16 protein-coding genes and 1 riboswitch are annotated in these 15,748 nt (G+C 46.2%); of the genes, 4 read left to right on the forward strand and 12 right to left on the reverse strand.

Features of this window, described 5'->3' with window-relative positions:
* Window positions 1-81: 81 nt before the first annotated feature.
* A complete protein-coding gene (locus tag HUG20_RS16605) occupies window positions 82-984 on the reverse strand; it encodes an NAD(P)/FAD-dependent oxidoreductase (protein WP_246476454.1) in 903 nt (300 codons plus the stop codon).
* 150 nt (window positions 985-1,134) lie between these two features.
* Here HUG20_RS16605 and HUG20_RS16610 point away from each other — a divergent pair, with 150 nt between their 5' ends.
* Complete coding sequence (locus HUG20_RS16610) at window positions 1,135-1,443, forward strand: hypothetical protein (RefSeq protein WP_200085796.1); 309 nt, start codon at window positions 1,135-1,137, stop codon at window positions 1,441-1,443.
* A 24-nt stretch (window positions 1,444-1,467) separates the two neighbouring features.
* Here HUG20_RS16610 and HUG20_RS16615 read toward each other — a convergent pair whose 3' ends face one another.
* The 8 genes from HUG20_RS16615 to HUG20_RS16650 form a co-directional block, all read right to left on the reverse strand.
* The gene (locus HUG20_RS16615) at window positions 1,468-2,496 is read right to left on the reverse strand and encodes a ThiF family adenylyltransferase (RefSeq protein WP_200085797.1); all 1,029 of its coding nucleotides are present in this window, start codon (window positions 2,494-2,496) and stop codon (window positions 1,468-1,470) included.
* A complete protein-coding gene (locus tag HUG20_RS16620) occupies window positions 2,489-3,253 on the reverse strand; it encodes a thiazole synthase (protein ID WP_200085798.1) in 765 nt (254 codons plus the stop codon). Before HUG20_RS16620 ends, HUG20_RS16615 begins: the two co-directional genes overlap by 8 nt.
* Window positions 3,254-3,255: 2 nt before the next feature.
* Window positions 3,256-3,459 (reverse strand): sulfur carrier protein ThiS, encoded by a 204-nt coding sequence (thiS, locus tag HUG20_RS16625; RefSeq protein ID WP_200085799.1) that lies wholly within the window; start codon window positions 3,457-3,459, stop codon window positions 3,256-3,258.
* A gap of 13 nt (window positions 3,460-3,472) precedes the next feature.
* On the reverse strand, window positions 3,473-4,585 hold the full coding sequence (gene thiO, locus HUG20_RS16630; RefSeq protein ID WP_200085800.1) for a glycine oxidase ThiO: 1,113 nt from the start codon (window positions 4,583-4,585) through the stop codon (window positions 3,473-3,475).
* Window positions 4,572-5,186, reverse strand: coding sequence for a thiamine phosphate synthase (locus tag HUG20_RS16635; RefSeq protein ID WP_200085801.1), 615 nt, complete (start codon window positions 5,184-5,186; stop codon window positions 4,572-4,574). The genes thiO and HUG20_RS16635 overlap by 14 nt, the downstream gene beginning before the upstream one ends.
* Before the next feature lie 170 nt (window positions 5,187-5,356).
* A riboswitch (TPP riboswitch) is annotated at window positions 5,357-5,463 on the reverse strand.
* A gap of 126 nt (window positions 5,464-5,589) precedes the next feature.
* The gene (locus HUG20_RS16640; RefSeq protein WP_200085802.1) at window positions 5,590-6,078 is read right to left on the reverse strand and encodes a DinB family protein; all 489 of its coding nucleotides are present in this window, start codon (window positions 6,076-6,078) and stop codon (window positions 5,590-5,592) included.
* A gap of 101 nt (window positions 6,079-6,179) precedes the next feature.
* A complete protein-coding gene (locus HUG20_RS16645) occupies window positions 6,180-6,479 on the reverse strand; it encodes a hypothetical protein (RefSeq protein ID WP_200085803.1) in 300 nt (99 codons plus the stop codon).
* A 77-nt stretch (window positions 6,480-6,556) separates the two neighbouring features.
* Complete coding sequence (locus HUG20_RS16650) at window positions 6,557-6,751, reverse strand: hypothetical protein (RefSeq protein ID WP_200085804.1); 195 nt, start codon at window positions 6,749-6,751, stop codon at window positions 6,557-6,559.
* A 684-nt stretch (window positions 6,752-7,435) separates the two neighbouring features.
* Between HUG20_RS16650 and HUG20_RS16655 the strand changes: the two genes are divergently transcribed.
* Window positions 7,436-7,879, forward strand: a complete 444-nt coding sequence (locus HUG20_RS16655; protein WP_200085805.1) for a DUF4064 domain-containing protein — start codon at window positions 7,436-7,438, stop codon at window positions 7,877-7,879.
* 42 nt (window positions 7,880-7,921) lie between these two features.
* Window positions 7,922-8,752 carry a DUF4352 domain-containing protein gene (locus tag HUG20_RS16660; protein ID WP_200085806.1) on the forward strand — a complete coding sequence of 277 codons (831 nt, stop codon included), beginning with the start codon at window positions 7,922-7,924 and terminating at the stop codon, window positions 8,750-8,752.
* A gap of 53 nt (window positions 8,753-8,805) precedes the next feature.
* On the opposite strand, the gene HUG20_RS16665 is transcribed toward HUG20_RS16660, so the two are convergent.
* Window positions 8,806-9,786 (reverse strand): DUF6612 family protein, encoded by a 981-nt coding sequence (locus HUG20_RS16665; protein WP_200085807.1) that lies wholly within the window; start codon window positions 9,784-9,786, stop codon window positions 8,806-8,808.
* 262 nt (window positions 9,787-10,048) lie between these two features.
* On the opposite strand from HUG20_RS16665, the gene HUG20_RS16670 reads away from it, so the two are divergent.
* Window positions 10,049-11,524 carry a transposase gene (locus HUG20_RS16670; RefSeq protein WP_200084121.1) on the forward strand — a complete coding sequence of 492 codons (1,476 nt, stop codon included), beginning with the start codon at window positions 10,049-10,051 and terminating at the stop codon, window positions 11,522-11,524.
* Window positions 11,525-11,781: 257 nt separating this feature from the next.
* On the opposite strand, the gene HUG20_RS16675 is transcribed toward HUG20_RS16670, so the two are convergent.
* Both HUG20_RS16675 and HUG20_RS16680 read right to left on the reverse strand, forming a co-directional pair.
* Window positions 11,782-12,303, reverse strand: coding sequence for a hypothetical protein (locus HUG20_RS16675; RefSeq protein WP_200085808.1), 522 nt, complete (start codon window positions 12,301-12,303; stop codon window positions 11,782-11,784).
* Window positions 12,304-12,787: 484 nt separating this feature from the next.
* The gene (locus HUG20_RS16680) at window positions 12,788-15,121 is read right to left on the reverse strand and encodes a hypothetical protein (protein ID WP_200085809.1); all 2,334 of its coding nucleotides are present in this window, start codon (window positions 15,119-15,121) and stop codon (window positions 12,788-12,790) included.
* Window positions 15,122-15,748: the final 627 nt, after the last annotated feature.

The raw sequence follows: 15,748 nt of genomic DNA on the forward strand, positions 1-15,748 counted from the left end.
AGTGTTAGTTGCACTTATGCAGGTGAGAAAGTTGATTTATACTTTCTTACCTGCAAAAAAAGCCGTGAACGACGGCTTTTTTCAAGATTCTTCTTGCATTAGCGACCGTTGAACCCAAACGGCTGCCTGCGCCCCTTCCCCCATGGCAATGGCCACCTGTTCGGAATGCACGGCGAGATCACCGGCAGCCCATACCCCCGGAATGTTCGTCATTTTTGTACGGGTATCATTAAGAACGTGATGATTTTCCAAGCGTTCGACTCCAATTTGCTTCCCTAAATCCGAATGAACAACATTGCCGGGAAAAGCAATAAACGCTTTTTCTGCCTGCAACGCTGTGCCATCATCAAGCGTCACTCCGGCAAATTGATCCCCTTCCAGATGAACGCGCTCAATCCTTCCTTCATGAAGGCCAATGCCGGCTTCCGACAATTGTCTTTTTTCCTCTTCGGCAACAGGCGACTGACTTCCATGGCTCACATACGTCAACCGATCCGTCCAACGCACAAGATCGAACGCCATCCGCACACCTGCACGCCCGGACCCAAGCACAAGGGTACGTTTTTCTTTAATTTCATAACCATCACAATCCGGACAGATGTATACACTCATGCCGAAACAAGGCTCAAGTTCCGGAAATGGGTTAGCGTCAGTCACCCCCGTAGCCAGTATCAGCTTCTTTCCGTGATACGTACCCCCGTCTTCCGTTTCTGCTCGAAATCCCGATCGCTCCTTTCCCAATCGGATAACTTTTTCATCCATAAAATCAACATCATAGTTGCTCGCATGTTTCCGTCCTGCTTTGCGAAGTTCCCTTCCGCTGATCCCGTCCGGCCAACCGAGAAGATTTCGATATTGCCGGCAAAGCATAGAACGGCCGCTCCCCTCATCAATCACCGTCACCTTGCGCTCATAACGCCCTAATTGAATCGCTGCTTGCAACCCCGCGATCCCCCCGCCGATAATCATGACATCTGCTTGCACACCAAAACACCTCCATGCCAATAGCATTCGTCAAACCAACAAAAAAATGCCCAGGTTCGCAGCTGGAACCCAAGCAATTTTATCCCGATGGCAAGCGCTATGCATCACTTCTCAACACTGTTACACTGATTAAAAAAAGGAGACCTCAAATTGGATCAAACAGACATCGAAAAACAAGTCGTTGACCAATACCGGCAAGATGAAAACATGATGATCCTCGTCTTCGCCCAATGGTGCGTCAACCAAGACCTGGACCCGCACAACTTATACAAACGCGCCCACCCGGACCAACCGATAAACGGAGAATTGGAAAAAACACTGGAATTAACCGTTCCAAAAAAAGAAGCCGGTGAAATCGAAGACGAGACCATCCTCGGCGTCCTCTCCATGTTTGGAAACAGCGACCTGGCAATGGCCGTGACCGAAGAAATCGAGAAAAGAGACAGGCAAAAACGTTGAGCCAAACAACGCATCAGGCATATCTTAATCGATCAATGCCAAAACGTGTTCGTACACCCTCTCTGCCCGATCTCCTTCGTCAATGCCGTGCAAGAGCGCCCGACCGTCTTTGAACAAGACGACCCGACAACCTTCATAATTAAGGGTCGCGACATCTTCGTGCAAACGTACGGAAGAGAGCGTTGAATGCTTTACGTTTTGCAGCTTTTCCACCTGCACTTCTTTTCGCTCCCGCGGTCGGACATGTACGGTGTCACCACCGCACAACACTCGAATTTGCTTCCCTTTTTTCTCACCAAAAAGGGCAGGATAAGTCGGATTGGGCCCACAGGTGGGACAATGTTCGTCTTTTAAGCGGCCGGCATCGATCGCCGCAGTTTCATTTTTCCAAAGATCAAACGACCGCAACCGTTCGGAAACCGCTTCTTTGTTTCCGCTAACGATTTTTATCGCTTCCGCACTTTGCATCGCCGTCACCATTTGGACAGCAGGTGCGATCACCCCATCGTTATCACACGTTTCATCTAAAGATAGATACGGACTCAAACACCGGAGGCAAGGACCGTCATCCAACATAAAGGAACGCGACAGCCCATAGCTGCCGACAACGCCACCGTAAATCCAAGGAACACCGTAACGATAAGCCGCATCATTTACTAGCATCCGAACTTCAAAATTGTCGGAGCCATCCATGACCAAGTCAACCTCGGGCACAAACTTGGCCGCTTCTTCCACCTGAAAATCAAGGACGTAGGCGTCTATCTCCACATCCGTATTCACTTTCTTAAGATAACGGGCGACAGCCTTGGCTTTGGCCACTTTGTATTGTGCATCTTCTTCTGTGAAAAGCCGCTGGCGGTGGAGATTATGAAGCTCCACGTAATCACGGTCAATGATGGTGATTTTGCCTATTCCCGCTCTCACAAGGGTGTCCGCAATGGACGTGCCGAGCGCGCCGCAACCGACGAGCAGCACATGCGCCGTGCGAATGCGGTCTTGCCCTTCTGTTCCTAGCGGCTCAAAACGTGTTTGCCGATCATAGCGATCAACCATGAAACACACCTTCCTGAGGACTGCTTGCCTTCGCAAAACGCTTCACCGGAATACGTCCGGCTTCGTAACTTAAGCGCCCGGCTTGAATGGCTAATTTCATCGCCTCCGCCATTTTTACAGGATCATCTGCTTGCGAAACCGCACGATTCAATAGCACGGCATCCGCACCCATTTCCATCGCCAATGAAGCATGGGAAGGCGCACCGATTCCGGCATCGACAATAACCGGAACGTTCGCTTGTTCCACAATGTAGGATAAATGAAGCGGGTTCAATATCCCGCGCCCTGTACCGATGGGCGCAGCCCCCGGCATCACCGCATGCGCACCCAACTCTTCCAACTTGCGGGCAAGCACGGGGTCATCAGCAATATACGGCAGAGTGATAAACCCTTCTTCCAAAAGCATTTCTGTCGCCCGATACGTTTCAACGGCATCAGGCAAAAGGGTTTGATCATCCCCAATCACTTCAACCTTCACCATGTCACTCAATCCAGACGTGCGAGCTAGTTTTGCAATGCGAACGGCTTCTTCCGCCGTTTTTGCCCCAGCCGTGTTCGGTAACATGGAAAATGTATCCGGTTGAAATTCCGAAACGAGATCATCATCACTGTCATCCAAATTCATTTTGGCAACGGCAAACGTCAAAATTTCCGTCTCCGACGCTTGCACGGCTTTACGTTGCACATCAACATCCGGAAACGTTCCGGTTCCCAATAACAATCTTGAACGGAACGTTCGATCCCCTATTCTCAACATTTTTACCCTCCTCCCACAAAACGGACAACGAATATCTGATCGCCCTCGGCGAGCGCCGTTTTTTTATATTCGTCGGGCTTGAGCGCGACCTCGTTGTGTTCGATCATTGCCTTTTTATCTGCCAAATTAGCATGCACACGGAAATCTTCAATCGTTTTCACATCTGCAGGGACGTCCATCGTTTCTTCGTTTACTTTGATATGCATGATTTATTCCCCCTTAATGATTTCGATTAGGCCGAAACGCCTGTAAAGCTTCCATCTTTCCACTCGTGATCGTGGCAACCATTTCCTTCCCGGAAGCCGGCGCCAATAAAATACCATTGCGTCCGTGACCGCCACAGAGCCAACATCCGCGGATCGAAGGATGAGGCCCCATCAAGGGAAGGCCATCCGTCGTTTGCGGACGAATACCCGCCCACATTTTCGAGATTTTCGCGTGCGCAACTTCAGGGAGCAACTGTTGCGCACGCTGGAGTACTTCGCCGATGCCTTGCACCGTTGTTCTCCGATCCCGCGATAACTCGGACGTCGCCCCGATTAGTGTTTCGCCATTTGGCTTCGGCACGAAATAGAAATGTTCATGATAGAGCGTCTTCGTGACGAGCGGATGCTTCCCTTGCACGCGAATCGCCTCTCCTTTTATCCCTTCAATCGGTAGCACACTTCGATCCGCGGAAAGCTCAAACAAATCAGAACCGGTTGCCAGAACGACATGTTCGCTATAAAATTCCTCGCCGCTCGCCGAAAGGACCCCTTCGCAATGATCGCCATTTTGAAGCAGAGCGCGCACGCCGGTATACGTTTTCAATTCAGCGCCTTGAAGCACCGCTGCTTGTCGGAAGGCAGAAGCTGTTTGCACAGGTTCCACGTGCGCTTCTTCAGGAAAATAAAGGGCACCCTCTGCCCCATCGGCGAGGAAGGGAAGGTGTTCGTACAATTGTGCAGCCGTTAAACATTGCACCGATTCCCCGGCTGCCGTTTGCCATCGTTCAATTTCATTTAATTTTTTCCATTCTTCCGATGAAAAAGCCGGTTTAATCGCGCCGGAAACCGTTCGGCCGATGGATGTCCCCGTTTGCGCCATCAACTCCTCAGCCAATTGCGCGTACAATTCCCGGCTCTTTTTCGCGAGAGGATACAGAGGCGTTCGGGATTGCAGTTCCACTTGGACCCCCAACATACCGGCGGCGGCCGATGTCGTGCCGTTTCCTGCATCCCCACGGTCAAGAATAAGTGTTTTTAACCCTGCCCGTGTTCCGTAATACGCGATCGCGAGCCCTATGATCCCTGCGCCGACAATAATGAGATCATACGATTCATGTCGTTTCATAATTCATCTGCCCAAAACGATTAAATTGGATGGCCTCTTCTTCCGGTTTTTCCGCTTCCCAAAAACCTGAAATTAGCGCAATGCCCGAAGCACCGGTGCGGGATATTTCGCCTAAACGGTCCCGGGTGATGCCTCCGATCGCAAGCACGGGGATGCGAACCGATTGCACAACCGATTGCAGTGCCGCAGTCCCACGGGGCGGGACGTCGGGTTTACTCGCGCTCGGATATATATGTCCATAATAAAGGTAGTCCACCCCTTCTTCAGCCCGGGCTTTTGCTTCCTCGAGGTTGTGCACCGACGCCCCCACTTGCAGATTCGGCGCCTTGTTTTTCACGTCTTTTGCCGTCAGCGAGGAATTGCTCGGCAAGTGAACACCCCCCAAGTCCCACGCGGCCGCTGCTTCCGCATGTTCATTAAGAACAATTCGCTCGCGTCGTAGTCCAATTTTACAAAGCTGGTCAATTTGTTGTTTTAACCGTTGCAGCGAAGCTTCCTTATCGCGAATATGAACGATGTCAATATTTTTCAATGCGTGTCGCAACTGCCTTACTTGAATGTGAAACGGGCAGTTGTTCGTCGTGATTAAATGCCAGGTCACGGTTAGCCTCCCTACCAATCTTTTAGAAAACGTGGCTTTTCGCCAAGCTTTTATAGCGAAAAGCCTTAGTTGCACTTATGCAGGTAAGAAAGTTGATTTGTACTTTCTTACCTGCCAAGCAACGACAAAAAGCCGCCCTAAGACAGCAAAGGACAGCAGAAAGAATGGTATCCGTTCTTCATCTACTTTCCTCCGCTGGCTTTATCGTCCAGATCAGGTTCCAAGGGTTCGAGGTTCTCCTCATCTCAGCCCCGGCAGGGCACCCCCAGTAGAAATACTTATTTAATTATATTATACACGCAGCCGAGAAAATACGTCAATTTTTAGCAGTCGAAACCGGGCGTTTATCAGCGAAAAACAACGGGATATCAGCCGAAACTGACGATTTATCAGCCAAATACCGTCAACGCACCTCTTCCTCCATGTCCCAAGCCCCCTGCTGTTTGCGAATAAATACAATTTGTCCAATATGATAGCTCGTATGGATCATCATATTTGCAAGCACCGTCCCCCACGTCTCCCCGCTTTCTCCATGGACGGGCGCTCTCCAATCAGATTCCGTTGTTCCATCAATGATGTGCAGCCATTCATCCATCATCGTTGTTAACTGGGCCACGGTGACAGACCAATCCCGATTTTCACCGCTTCGAAAAGTAGCTTCATTTCCTTCTTCAATTGGAGGGACTGGTTCTCCTTTGAAGCGCTCCAGACAACGATTATTATATACAATAAGATGATTGACGATTTCATGGATACTATGGTCGGCTGCCTCCCGTTTCCAATTCGCCTGCTCATCCGTGACCCCCGCGAGCGCCTGCTGAAGGCATGCAAACCAATGGTTCTCATCATGACAAGCGGATAATTGCCGATAAAAAACTTGTTTTACCCCCATCAATGATCCTCCCCGTTTATGCTTAATGATTATGGCTTCGCCATTTAAAACAAAAATCCTGCAAAAAAATAAAAAAATGCAGCCAACACCGGCCACATTTTTTAGTAAATCACCCAATGGATCTCGTACCAATATCCATCGGAGTCATATTCCAAATCCAATTGATATTCTCCGGGTCCATCGTCGGTTTCCATTTGCCCTTGCACCAAATAGTGATCTTCGCCCTCCTCCATGATAGAAGTGGCTTCTTGTGAAGCAATATCGATTCCTGTCACTCCTTCGGCTTGAAGTTCACGCGTCAACACTTCCTCCGCATCCTCATACGCAACGTCCGCATTCACCCCAAAACAACCGGCCAAACATAATGCCACGACGAACAACAGACAGAAGGTCTTTTTCACTTAATCCCTCTCCCTCACATAATCTTCATTTCGAACATATTTTCATTACTTAGGGATTGCTGAACAACTTGCAGCTATCAGCTGAAGCCGGGATGTCGCTTCCATGGCTTCGCTTTCCGCGGACGAACGGTCAAGCCTCCTCGCGCAAAACCGGCGCTGCGGGGGCTTGACGCGTCCGTTTTTCCGCTGGAGTCTCGCCATTGCAGCACCATCCCTCCGTACGTTTCCAGAAGTGCAAGGGTTTTTTGCTTATAGGATGGATTTCCTTGCATCCAGTTTTGACAACACCAACGGAAAATGCTTATGTGCCAGTCTTTTTCTATTATTCAGCAGTCCCTACTTATTACTCCTTTTACTTATGTAGATTTACATGTACATATGCTGTTCTACACCCCGAACAAGCTGTAATAATTGCAGCGAGGCAGGCGCGTTGATTTACCTTAAAATACCTTCTGGCATGGAAAAGAAAACTGTTTAGTATCAGATAAGTCCTTTCGAACATGATCTGCGGACTCAAATCGCCGCTCAGGAGCCAATGGAGTCCTCTGGAACATGATCTGCGGACTCAAATCGCCGCTCAGAAGTCAATGGAGTCCTCAGGTCCGGGTTTTGGGGAGCCGTAATGGCTGTCGAATGCCAAATTAGTCCGCAAATGTATGTAACATAACACGGTATGTTTAATATCCTTTTCGTCTAAACCCTTTCATTGGAAAAATACGGATAATTAACACGCCTGGCAGCGAGGGCATGAACGTGTTTACATTGTGAATTTATGGGCTTATTATCCTATTTTTTATTGTGGATTGGATGTAGCTTTTCGTCTTTTTTCCCTTATTTATTCTTTTAAATCATGACTAAACGACGGATTCATTTTTTTTGGCTAAAAATGACTTCTAATTATGATATATTATAACTATTAGTCTTATATATAGAAAGATTTGGGAAGGGGAATAATTTTGAAACGAACAGGCGAAATGGCATTAGGGATCATTGGAGTAGTTATCACTTTTGTCATAGGCTTATTAGTGGTTATCGGCACCATTGGATTTCAGTCATTCATGGGAATGGTAGAACAAGAAATGATGCAGGATCCGACATTGTCCGCCCAGGAGGCAGAAGCAGGTGCATGGGCCTTAGGAATGTTCGGTTCCTTCGGTTGGTGGATCTTTGTGATGCACATCATTGGGCTTGTCATAGGAATCATCGCCGTTATCAAGCTCAACAGTAACGCAAAATTGGCCGGAATTTTATTTCTCGTATCGGGAGGAGCTATGCTCATTTTGACCTTTGGCACATCCATTATTCAATCGGTACTTTTGATCATCGCGGGCATCATGTGCCTTGTACGAAAACCACCGGTATCTTTGGAAGAGGAAAAGCATGTGGAAACACCATTGTAGTCAGGTGACACATGTTGAAAAAATTAATATGAGGTGGAACATATGTGGACGGTTTTAGGTATTATAGGGTTTATCTTTTTAGCGTTAGTGGGTCTTGTATTCATCATATTAGGGTCCATTAATCCGAAATGGGCCATGATGAAAAGTAGAGGGCCCGTTTATGCGATTTTTGCCCCGATTTTGGCCATTGGCGTTATCGGTCCAATAGTAATGATCGTTATGGCTATTATGAATGCAGAGCCGACAGCTTCAGAAGAGATCGAATCTGTGGAGGAGCCTCCGATTGAAGAGGAAGAACCTCCGATGGACTCTGAAACACCTCCGTTGGAAGAGGAAGATCCGCTTGAGTTGGATGAAGAAGAAGAAAATTTTGATGAGGAAGAAGTCGCTTCCCGTGACAACCCCGCTTATCCGGGTGAAATGATTACATTTGTGTTGGAGCACTATACTTATGGCCTTATGGAAGTGGATGTAACACTGCTTGATACCATCCGCGGCGAAGAAGCATGGGAAATGATCGAAGAAGCCGATGAATATAACGAACCACCCGAAGATGGCATGGAATATTTCATCGCCTATTTTGACATTGATTTGAACCAGATTGAAGAAGACCCGTTTAATCTCAGTTCATTTGAGTTTGATCTCGTGTCATCAGAAGGGAACGTATACAATGATGACACATATGTTACAGGTCTAGATGATCCGATTGATGCCGATTTATATGAAGGGGCAGGCAGTGAAGGGCACGTCGTTTTCCAAGTCGACGAAGACGATCCATCCCCTTATGTCGTGTTTCTCCGGGACCTTGATGGAGTTTGGTATCAGACAGAAGAAGGAGCAGACATCGATTTGGAAACCGAAGAGTCGGTTTAAGCAAAAACAACCCAGGCATTTTATAGCCTGGGTTGTTTTTGCATGGTATAAATTTAAAGATCCAAATCTTCCTCTTCCAGATCTTCTAACTCTTCCATTTCACTTTCCAAGTCGATCGCATCATCGATGGCCTCTTGCGGAATTTCAATTTCATCGATTTCATCAAAGTCGGAGAAAGTCCCTTGCATTTCTTGAGATAGTTCCATGGTCTGTCCTTCTTCTTCCATTTCCATCTCCATATTCATTTCCAGTTCGTCTTGATAGAATGTTTCCTTGTCAATATGCATGACATAGTCCAGGGCATTGATTTCCATCTGCCCTAATACTTGATCCATTTCGGCCTCCATCTGAGGATCTCCCTGCATCGTTGCAAATTCTCTACTGAGCTCAATTAGCTCATCACCGGAACCTTCAATCGTTAAAGCATAGTGGTCCTCTTCTTCTTCCACGGTGAGTTCACTCGAAAATTCCTGGAGCATTTCAAGCTGTTCTTGCGGGGACATTTCCAAATCTTGAATGTCCTCCATTCCCATGGAACCTCCATCCATCATGATCCATTCATCGTCTTCCGGTTCTAACATATAAATCGTGCCATCTTCGTCCATGTATTGTTCGATCTCCATATCTTCTTCCGTTACTGGATCAGGTGTTGTCATTGTTTGCGAAAAAGCCATCGGATCCAATACAACATCCATACTCATCGTCATATCCATGGGCATTTCTTCACCGTCTACGTTTATGGACTGATTTATATCCATTTCCGAGCTGTAACTGTTTAGTTGATCCATCGCTTCTATAGACTGGCTTAATACTTCTTCTGCACTCAATTCTTCTTCCGTTGCGTCTCCTTCAGCACTGTCGTCGGTACCATCTTCCTCGCCATTTTCATCTGCAGCTTCCGAGTCCGCCGTCTCGCCTTCCTCAACTTCTTCCGTATCGTTCTCCGCTTCCTCGGTATCCGCGTCTCCTTCTCCACAAGCTGCTAACATCAGCATACAGGCAGAGACCGCTACAAATCCTTTCGTTTTCAACATGAATAAATCCTCCTTGATATGTAAATAGCCTCTCGGCATTCGCCAAGGCTGGCGCGGCAAGGGATTCCTTGTCGCACCCATTTTGCTATCCTCCTACCTTCGGTAGGAGATTTTTATCTTTTCAATTTTAAATCCAGTCATGTGAATCACGAAAATTTCTTTTATAATTGGGTCTGTAAGCCCTTGACTTTTTCAAATCACCCTCATAATCGCCGGTGAAGGGAATGTATTTTCCTTTACTACGATTTTTGGGGGTTTTCTTTTGAAACCAACGGTTTTTCCTCATGACACGTATCAAACCTTTGTCCTTGAACAACTTCAGGAACACTACGGACGCTCCATTATCCATTTGAGTCAGGATTGGCCGCTCATCCTCAAATGTTGGCAAGCCGACCTTTCAGGCATTACCGGCCAACTGATGGAGCAGTATGCGGATCAAGGGCCAGAACCCCGCGATCCGGCTTCCATGTTGCGTTCCTATCTCGTCTTTTTGTTCACAAATCCCGGCATCGGGATCACCCAATGGATCAACGAAATGAAACGCACACCTATTTACGCGATCTTGAGCGGCTTTTCTCCTGATGATATCCCCGGGGTTGGCACGTTCTATGAGTTTATCGAGCGCCTCTGGCCCGAGGCGACCAAAAACTTAAAACCCAAGAAGCAAAAACCGAAAAAGAACAAGAAGAAGGGCCAAAAAGGAAAGAAAGGCCAAAAAGCCAATTACAAACCGGGTAAAGTCGAACGCTTCGCACGATGGTCGGAACGCCATATGGACATCGTCAAACCATTGCCCGGCGACCCACTTTTTCAGTTTTTCGAACAGAATATCTTAAAGGTTTCTGCGGACCTAGGCCTGATCGGAGATCCTGATGCGCTCAGTGTCGCCGGGGATGGTACGCCTGTTGTCACGCAAGCTTACCGGCGAAGCAAACCGACCTGTGATTGTCGCGCGAACGGGATTTATGGCTGCCATCATCATCGCATCTATTCCCAGCCGGATTGTGACGGTGGATGGGACAGCTCCCGTGAGAAGTACTTTAACGGCTATCATCTCTATATGTTAGCGGCCGCGGACAGCCCGCATGACCTGCCATTGTATCCACGTCTGCATCCGGCATCCCGGCATGATGCCGTCAGTTTGGTCGCGAGCGCGGTTGAATTCAACCAACGCTACACCTTGGGATCCGTGAATCGTATGCTTCTCGATGCCGCTCATGACGCCGAGGCTATCTATGAGCTCTTGGATAAGCAAGGTACCGAGCCTTTCATCGATTTGAACAACAGAAGCAAAAAGAATATCGAAACGAACAGTGATATTCAGATTTCACCCGAGGGCATTCCCATCTGCCCCAACGGTCGTGAAATGAAACCAAATGGCTTCGACAAATCCCAGAATCGCAGGAAGTGGCGCTGCACGCCATCCTGCGGGTGTTCGGACGCGACATACGGCCGGACCTATCACACGAAATCAAGTGACAACCTGCGTTTGTTTCCCAAAACGCCACGCGATTCTCAAGCGTGGAAAGACATCTACAAACGCCGCACTTCAAGCGAACGGACAAACAAACGCGAGAAGAATGATTATCAACTGGAAGCCGGTCGACACCGATCAACGATGATGTGGTACATGCGTATTTATGGCATTATGATCTGCCAACACATAGACGCCTGGTATGAAAGCCAAAAAGACGACTGGAACCAGCTCAAAACGACTATCTGCCCTGCCGCTGCTTAAGTTTTAAAAAACGACATCCAAAATTCTGCACGTATGCCCTTTTTTGAAAATGGTTTTCATTTCCATATGCTTCAAACCATTTTAGGCCTATTGTCTATCCGTTTCTTGCCTCGAACCACCCCCGTCGCCTTCTAATTCCGAGAGGCTATTGTAAGTTTCTTTTTTCTAAGACTCTCTAAATCATAGCGGAAAATACTTATAATCTCAAATCATTTCATATACGAAAATTAGTAGTGTGATTGTGATTATCGCACGAGTTACAACGTTTCACCAGTATATTTTTCCAATACGACTAAAAAATCATCCCAATTCGGTGGGAAATCATTACTGCCACCCTTATGCATCTCCCGATCTTCAGGAAATTGAATGGTTACATACCATTGTATTCCGTCCATGATGTCAAGATCATGATAACTATCATCCCATTGATCAATGCTCAACGCTGTCAACGCTTCTAACAAACGATCCCATTCTTCGGAAGTCAAAATAATCTCTGTTATTTCCTGACCCGACTCAAGCTCATCTTCGGGTGTGTCATGAATATCAAATGGGAGGCTTCCGAGCTCACTATACCCATACTTTATACTTTTGTTGCCGGCATCAATGTATATCTGATGATCATTTGCATCATATCCCCCTTTGGAAAATTCCAATGATGTCATCGTTTCTAGTTCGGGATTGCTGCAAGCACTCACGACCATAAATAAAAAGGATGATAATAATAAGCTTGGCATCAATCGATTCATATTCATTCTCTCTACTTTCCATAGTAATTTCATATATGCCTCTATTTCCCTTTGTTGCTTCTGCTCCATTCGTATCGTCATTAGACTCAGTAGTTTTATTTTTATTTTTGAAAATTCGATTCACCTACACACTTATTCGATACTATATATGTAGGGAGGTGTTCGTTATGGAATACAACATGAAAAGAAAACAATTTCATATGACAGATGATGAAAAAATATTAAAAGAATTGGCTTAAATAAAAGGGATGTCCGAAGCTGAAATTGTAAGAGATTCCCTTCGTGCATATGCTGCGAAAGTGAGAGGTACAACAGGTTATTTTTAAAACTGCCTCGTTTTTTGCCAGAAGTATAAGGGTTTTTCTGTTTATAGGACTGATCTTCTTGCATCTAGCTTTGACAAAATCCACAGAAAATGCTTATGTGCTAGTCTTTTTCCGTTATTCAGCAGTCCTTGAATAAACACAGAAATCCACCTCAATTTAAAAGAGGGACGGTTAAAACCGCCCCAATCCTTTTAACTAGTCATGACGAATTTCTTACGTAAAGCCAACGCCGTCACACCAGCTGCAGCAATCAAAGTACCAATGAGTACCATAAGCATGCTGTTGCCTGCAGTATCCGGCAGTTCGCCGCCTACTTCGTCACCAGTTCCGCGGTCATCGGTACCAGTGGACGTATCATCGCTTGCATCTCTGTCTTCAGACGGGTCAGTGTCTTTCGTACCGTTGTCGTCATCGGTTCCATTTCCGTTATCTGTACCATTTTCTCCATTGCCCGTGCCGTTTTCTCCGTCTCCGTCTCCATCGCCGTTACCATTCTCTCCGTTACCCGGATCTGGTTCCGGTTCAGGGTCCGGATCTGGCTCAGGATCCGGGTCTGGTTCTGGTTCAGGGGCTGGCTCTCCGCCATCATAACCCACCAACTCAAATGGCACATCAATTTCCATTACTTCTTCGTCACCATCTCTAAAAAGCGTAACGGTCGCCGTCAAATTTTCTAGTTCTTCGAGCGCTTGGCTACTTTCCCCGATGGCGTTGAAAAACCCTTGATAGCCGACACCACCTTCAAGTGTGTCTAAATCTATGGACGCTGTATTGCCATCCCATTCAATATCAAGGGATTCACCCATGCCAAAACCTTCATCGTCAAAAAAGTCCTCAAGGTCCTCAGGAATCTCGCCTTCTTCGTACTCATCCGGTTCATATACGGTAATCTCGTCCGGAACATCAAATTCAATGTTTACACCATCAACATTGTCCCATGTTATATTTTGCACATCGAAACCAAAGTTCATTCCAAATTCATCCTCATTTAAACCTGGGAAATCCGGAACAATTTGGCTTGCCGCGTCAAAATACCATTCATCCCCCATTTCCGAGAAATCAACACTGGCTGAGACATCGGTTGGGCCAAGATCTTCAAATAGGCCATCAACAACATAGGCATTTAGATTTTCTTCGTTTACAGATTCAGATGTTTGCCCGTATACCGGAATCTCGTATGTTACCTCACCGTCTCCTTCGGGTAGCTGAAGACCAAGGATTTCAACACCTTCATCATCAAGGAGCTCCACGCCTTCGATCGTATCGTCAGCTAAGCTAACCCCTTCCGGGAGCTCAAATCCGGTGTAAAGACTTTCGATTTCTTCCTCTGTATTATTGGCTGTGTCTACGGTTACGTCAAGGGTATACTGTCGTTCATCACTGTCGAACGCAGATACAGATCCATCTACGGAACCTTCAATGTCTAATTCCGGAAGCTCGGGATCCTCTGGATCTTCAGGATCTCCAGGTTCTTCTTCATCCATCTCTGAAAAATCAATGTTTCTTTCATTTTGGATTGCTCCAAGATTTTGAGCATCATCTTCCTCTACGTTGATATCAAAAAGATATAGACTGTAGTTCGGATCAGGATCAGCAGGATCCCCTTCTAACGGAATATCAGGATATGAAAATCCATATTCATTCGACCCCGATGGTATATCCGGTAATTTCACGGCAAGTCCATCATTACCATTGTCTAAAGTAATCGGGTAAACACCATCCGGCATATGGCCGTCAGGAACGTCTACATCAGCTGGCAACTCAAATGCAATCCACATATCATCCAAATCGTCATCTGAGTAGTTGTGCACGCCAGCTTGTAACTCGAGAACATAGTAGCCAATTTCATCATCATAACCACTGCTGCTTCTTTGATTTACCACTCCATTGAGGTTTTCAAGACCAAATTCTTCATTTAATGTGTTGACATCATCGTCTTCACCTTCAGTTGTAGCATCCCCGTCGTCTTCTTCTGTCGCCTCTTCTGAATCTTCCGTGCCTTCTTCAACTTCATTATTACTTTCTTCGGATTCTTCAGAACCGCCGGCTTCTTCGTTTTCCGTACCATCTTGTTCGTCATTGTTGCCTTCTTCATCTTCCTCAGTTCCTTCTTCCGCATCGTCTTCGTTGTTCACTTCATCGGATTCTCCAGAACCGTCTTCCGTTTCTTCGTCATTAGTGGCTTCTTCGGAACCATCATCTTCTACTTCGTCTTCTTCGTTTCCTTCCTCGGAATCACCATCTTCATTGGTACCTTCTTCAGATTCTTCAGCTCCGTCTTCGTCTTCATTGTTTCCTTCTTCTGAATCTTCAGTGCCATCTTCGTCTTCATGGCTAGCCTGATCAGCTTCATCAGACTCCTCGTTGCTGCTCTCTTCTCCTTCTTCTTCGTCACCGCCAGCATCTTCTTCGCCGGCAACGTCTTCTACGTCGTCTGACTGTCCGCCATTACCGACGGCTATAGCGTTCCCCGGGTAAAAAAGAAGGATGACAGCCAGCATCAATATAGACGCTTGCCTAAGCATAAAAAACCTCCTATAGAAATGTAAGATTTTCCTCCTAATCATACAAAGAATCAAGATCCGACACGATACCCTATGTAATGTCTAAGCTGTTCAGATTAATAAATGTGTTGAATCCCATCAGCCTTGCAGACTAGAGAAATGGATAATACACTAAAATATTACCAAAATTATTTACCTAAATGCATGAATAAATTGAATCATTCTGAGAATATAAGGCTAATAATTTTAAATACTAATAAATGGGAGTAATGTGCAGCTATTGTTCTATGTTATTTCAAAATAATTACCTTTGTTTCATCAATAATTCCCAGTTGTCATAATGAGTAATTACTTTCGTATAGGGTAAAAATTCTATTATCTCCTACATCTAATAAATAAGGACTAATGAAATGAGGCGAAATTGTTATCCAAAATTTTTGAAGGCAACTTTGTCCCATTTCCAAAATATAGAAACAACGCTTGGAAGGAAAATCTATTTGTTTTTACTAATTTGATATTTTCAACAAATTATTTTTACACTCTGTTTATGATTTAAAATGTGACTTGCACAAACCACGTAATCAAATAATGTGGCTAACTCCCCACCGCCTCGCGATGAGAAGCAGTCACGCCTCTACGAATGACAAA

The organism is Salicibibacter cibi, assembly GCF_016495865.1.
Taxonomy (GTDB): Bacteria; Bacillota; Bacilli; order Bacillales; family Marinococcaceae; genus Salicibibacter; species Salicibibacter cibi.

What these genes read in the sequence shown, in the direction of transcription:
- HUG20_RS16615 (WP_200085797.1), bottom strand. Translation starts at nt 2,496, where the DNA reads ATGGTTGATCGCTATGATCGGCAAACACGTTTTGAGCCGCTAGGAACA.
- HUG20_RS16620 (WP_200085798.1), bottom strand. Translation starts at nt 3,253, where the DNA reads ATGTTGAGAATAGGGGATCGAACGTTCCGTTCAAGATTGTTATTGGGA.
- thiS (WP_200085799.1), bottom strand. Translation starts at nt 3,459, where the DNA reads ATGCATATCAAAGTAAACGAAGAAACGATGGACGTCCCTGCAGATGTG.
- thiO (WP_200085800.1), bottom strand. Translation starts at nt 4,585, where the DNA reads ATGAAACGACATGAATCGTATGATCTCATTATTGTCGGCGCAGGGATC.
- HUG20_RS16640 (WP_200085802.1), bottom strand. Translation starts at nt 6,078, where the DNA reads ATGGGGGTAAAACAAGTTTTTTATCGGCAATTATCCGCTTGTCATGAT.
- HUG20_RS16650 (WP_200085804.1), bottom strand. Translation starts at nt 6,751, where the DNA reads ATGCAAGGAAATCCATCCTATAAGCAAAAAACCCTTGCACTTCTGGAA.
- HUG20_RS16660 (WP_200085806.1), top strand. Translation starts at nt 7,922, where the DNA reads ATGTGGACGGTTTTAGGTATTATAGGGTTTATCTTTTTAGCGTTAGTG.
- HUG20_RS16665 (WP_200085807.1), bottom strand. Translation starts at nt 9,786, where the DNA reads ATGTTGAAAACGAAAGGATTTGTAGCGGTCTCTGCCTGTATGCTGATG.
- HUG20_RS16675 (WP_200085808.1), bottom strand. Translation starts at nt 12,303, where the DNA reads ATGAAATTACTATGGAAAGTAGAGAGAATGAATATGAATCGATTGATG.
- HUG20_RS16680 (WP_200085809.1), bottom strand. Translation starts at nt 15,121, where the DNA reads ATGCTTAGGCAAGCGTCTATATTGATGCTGGCTGTCATCCTTCTTTTT.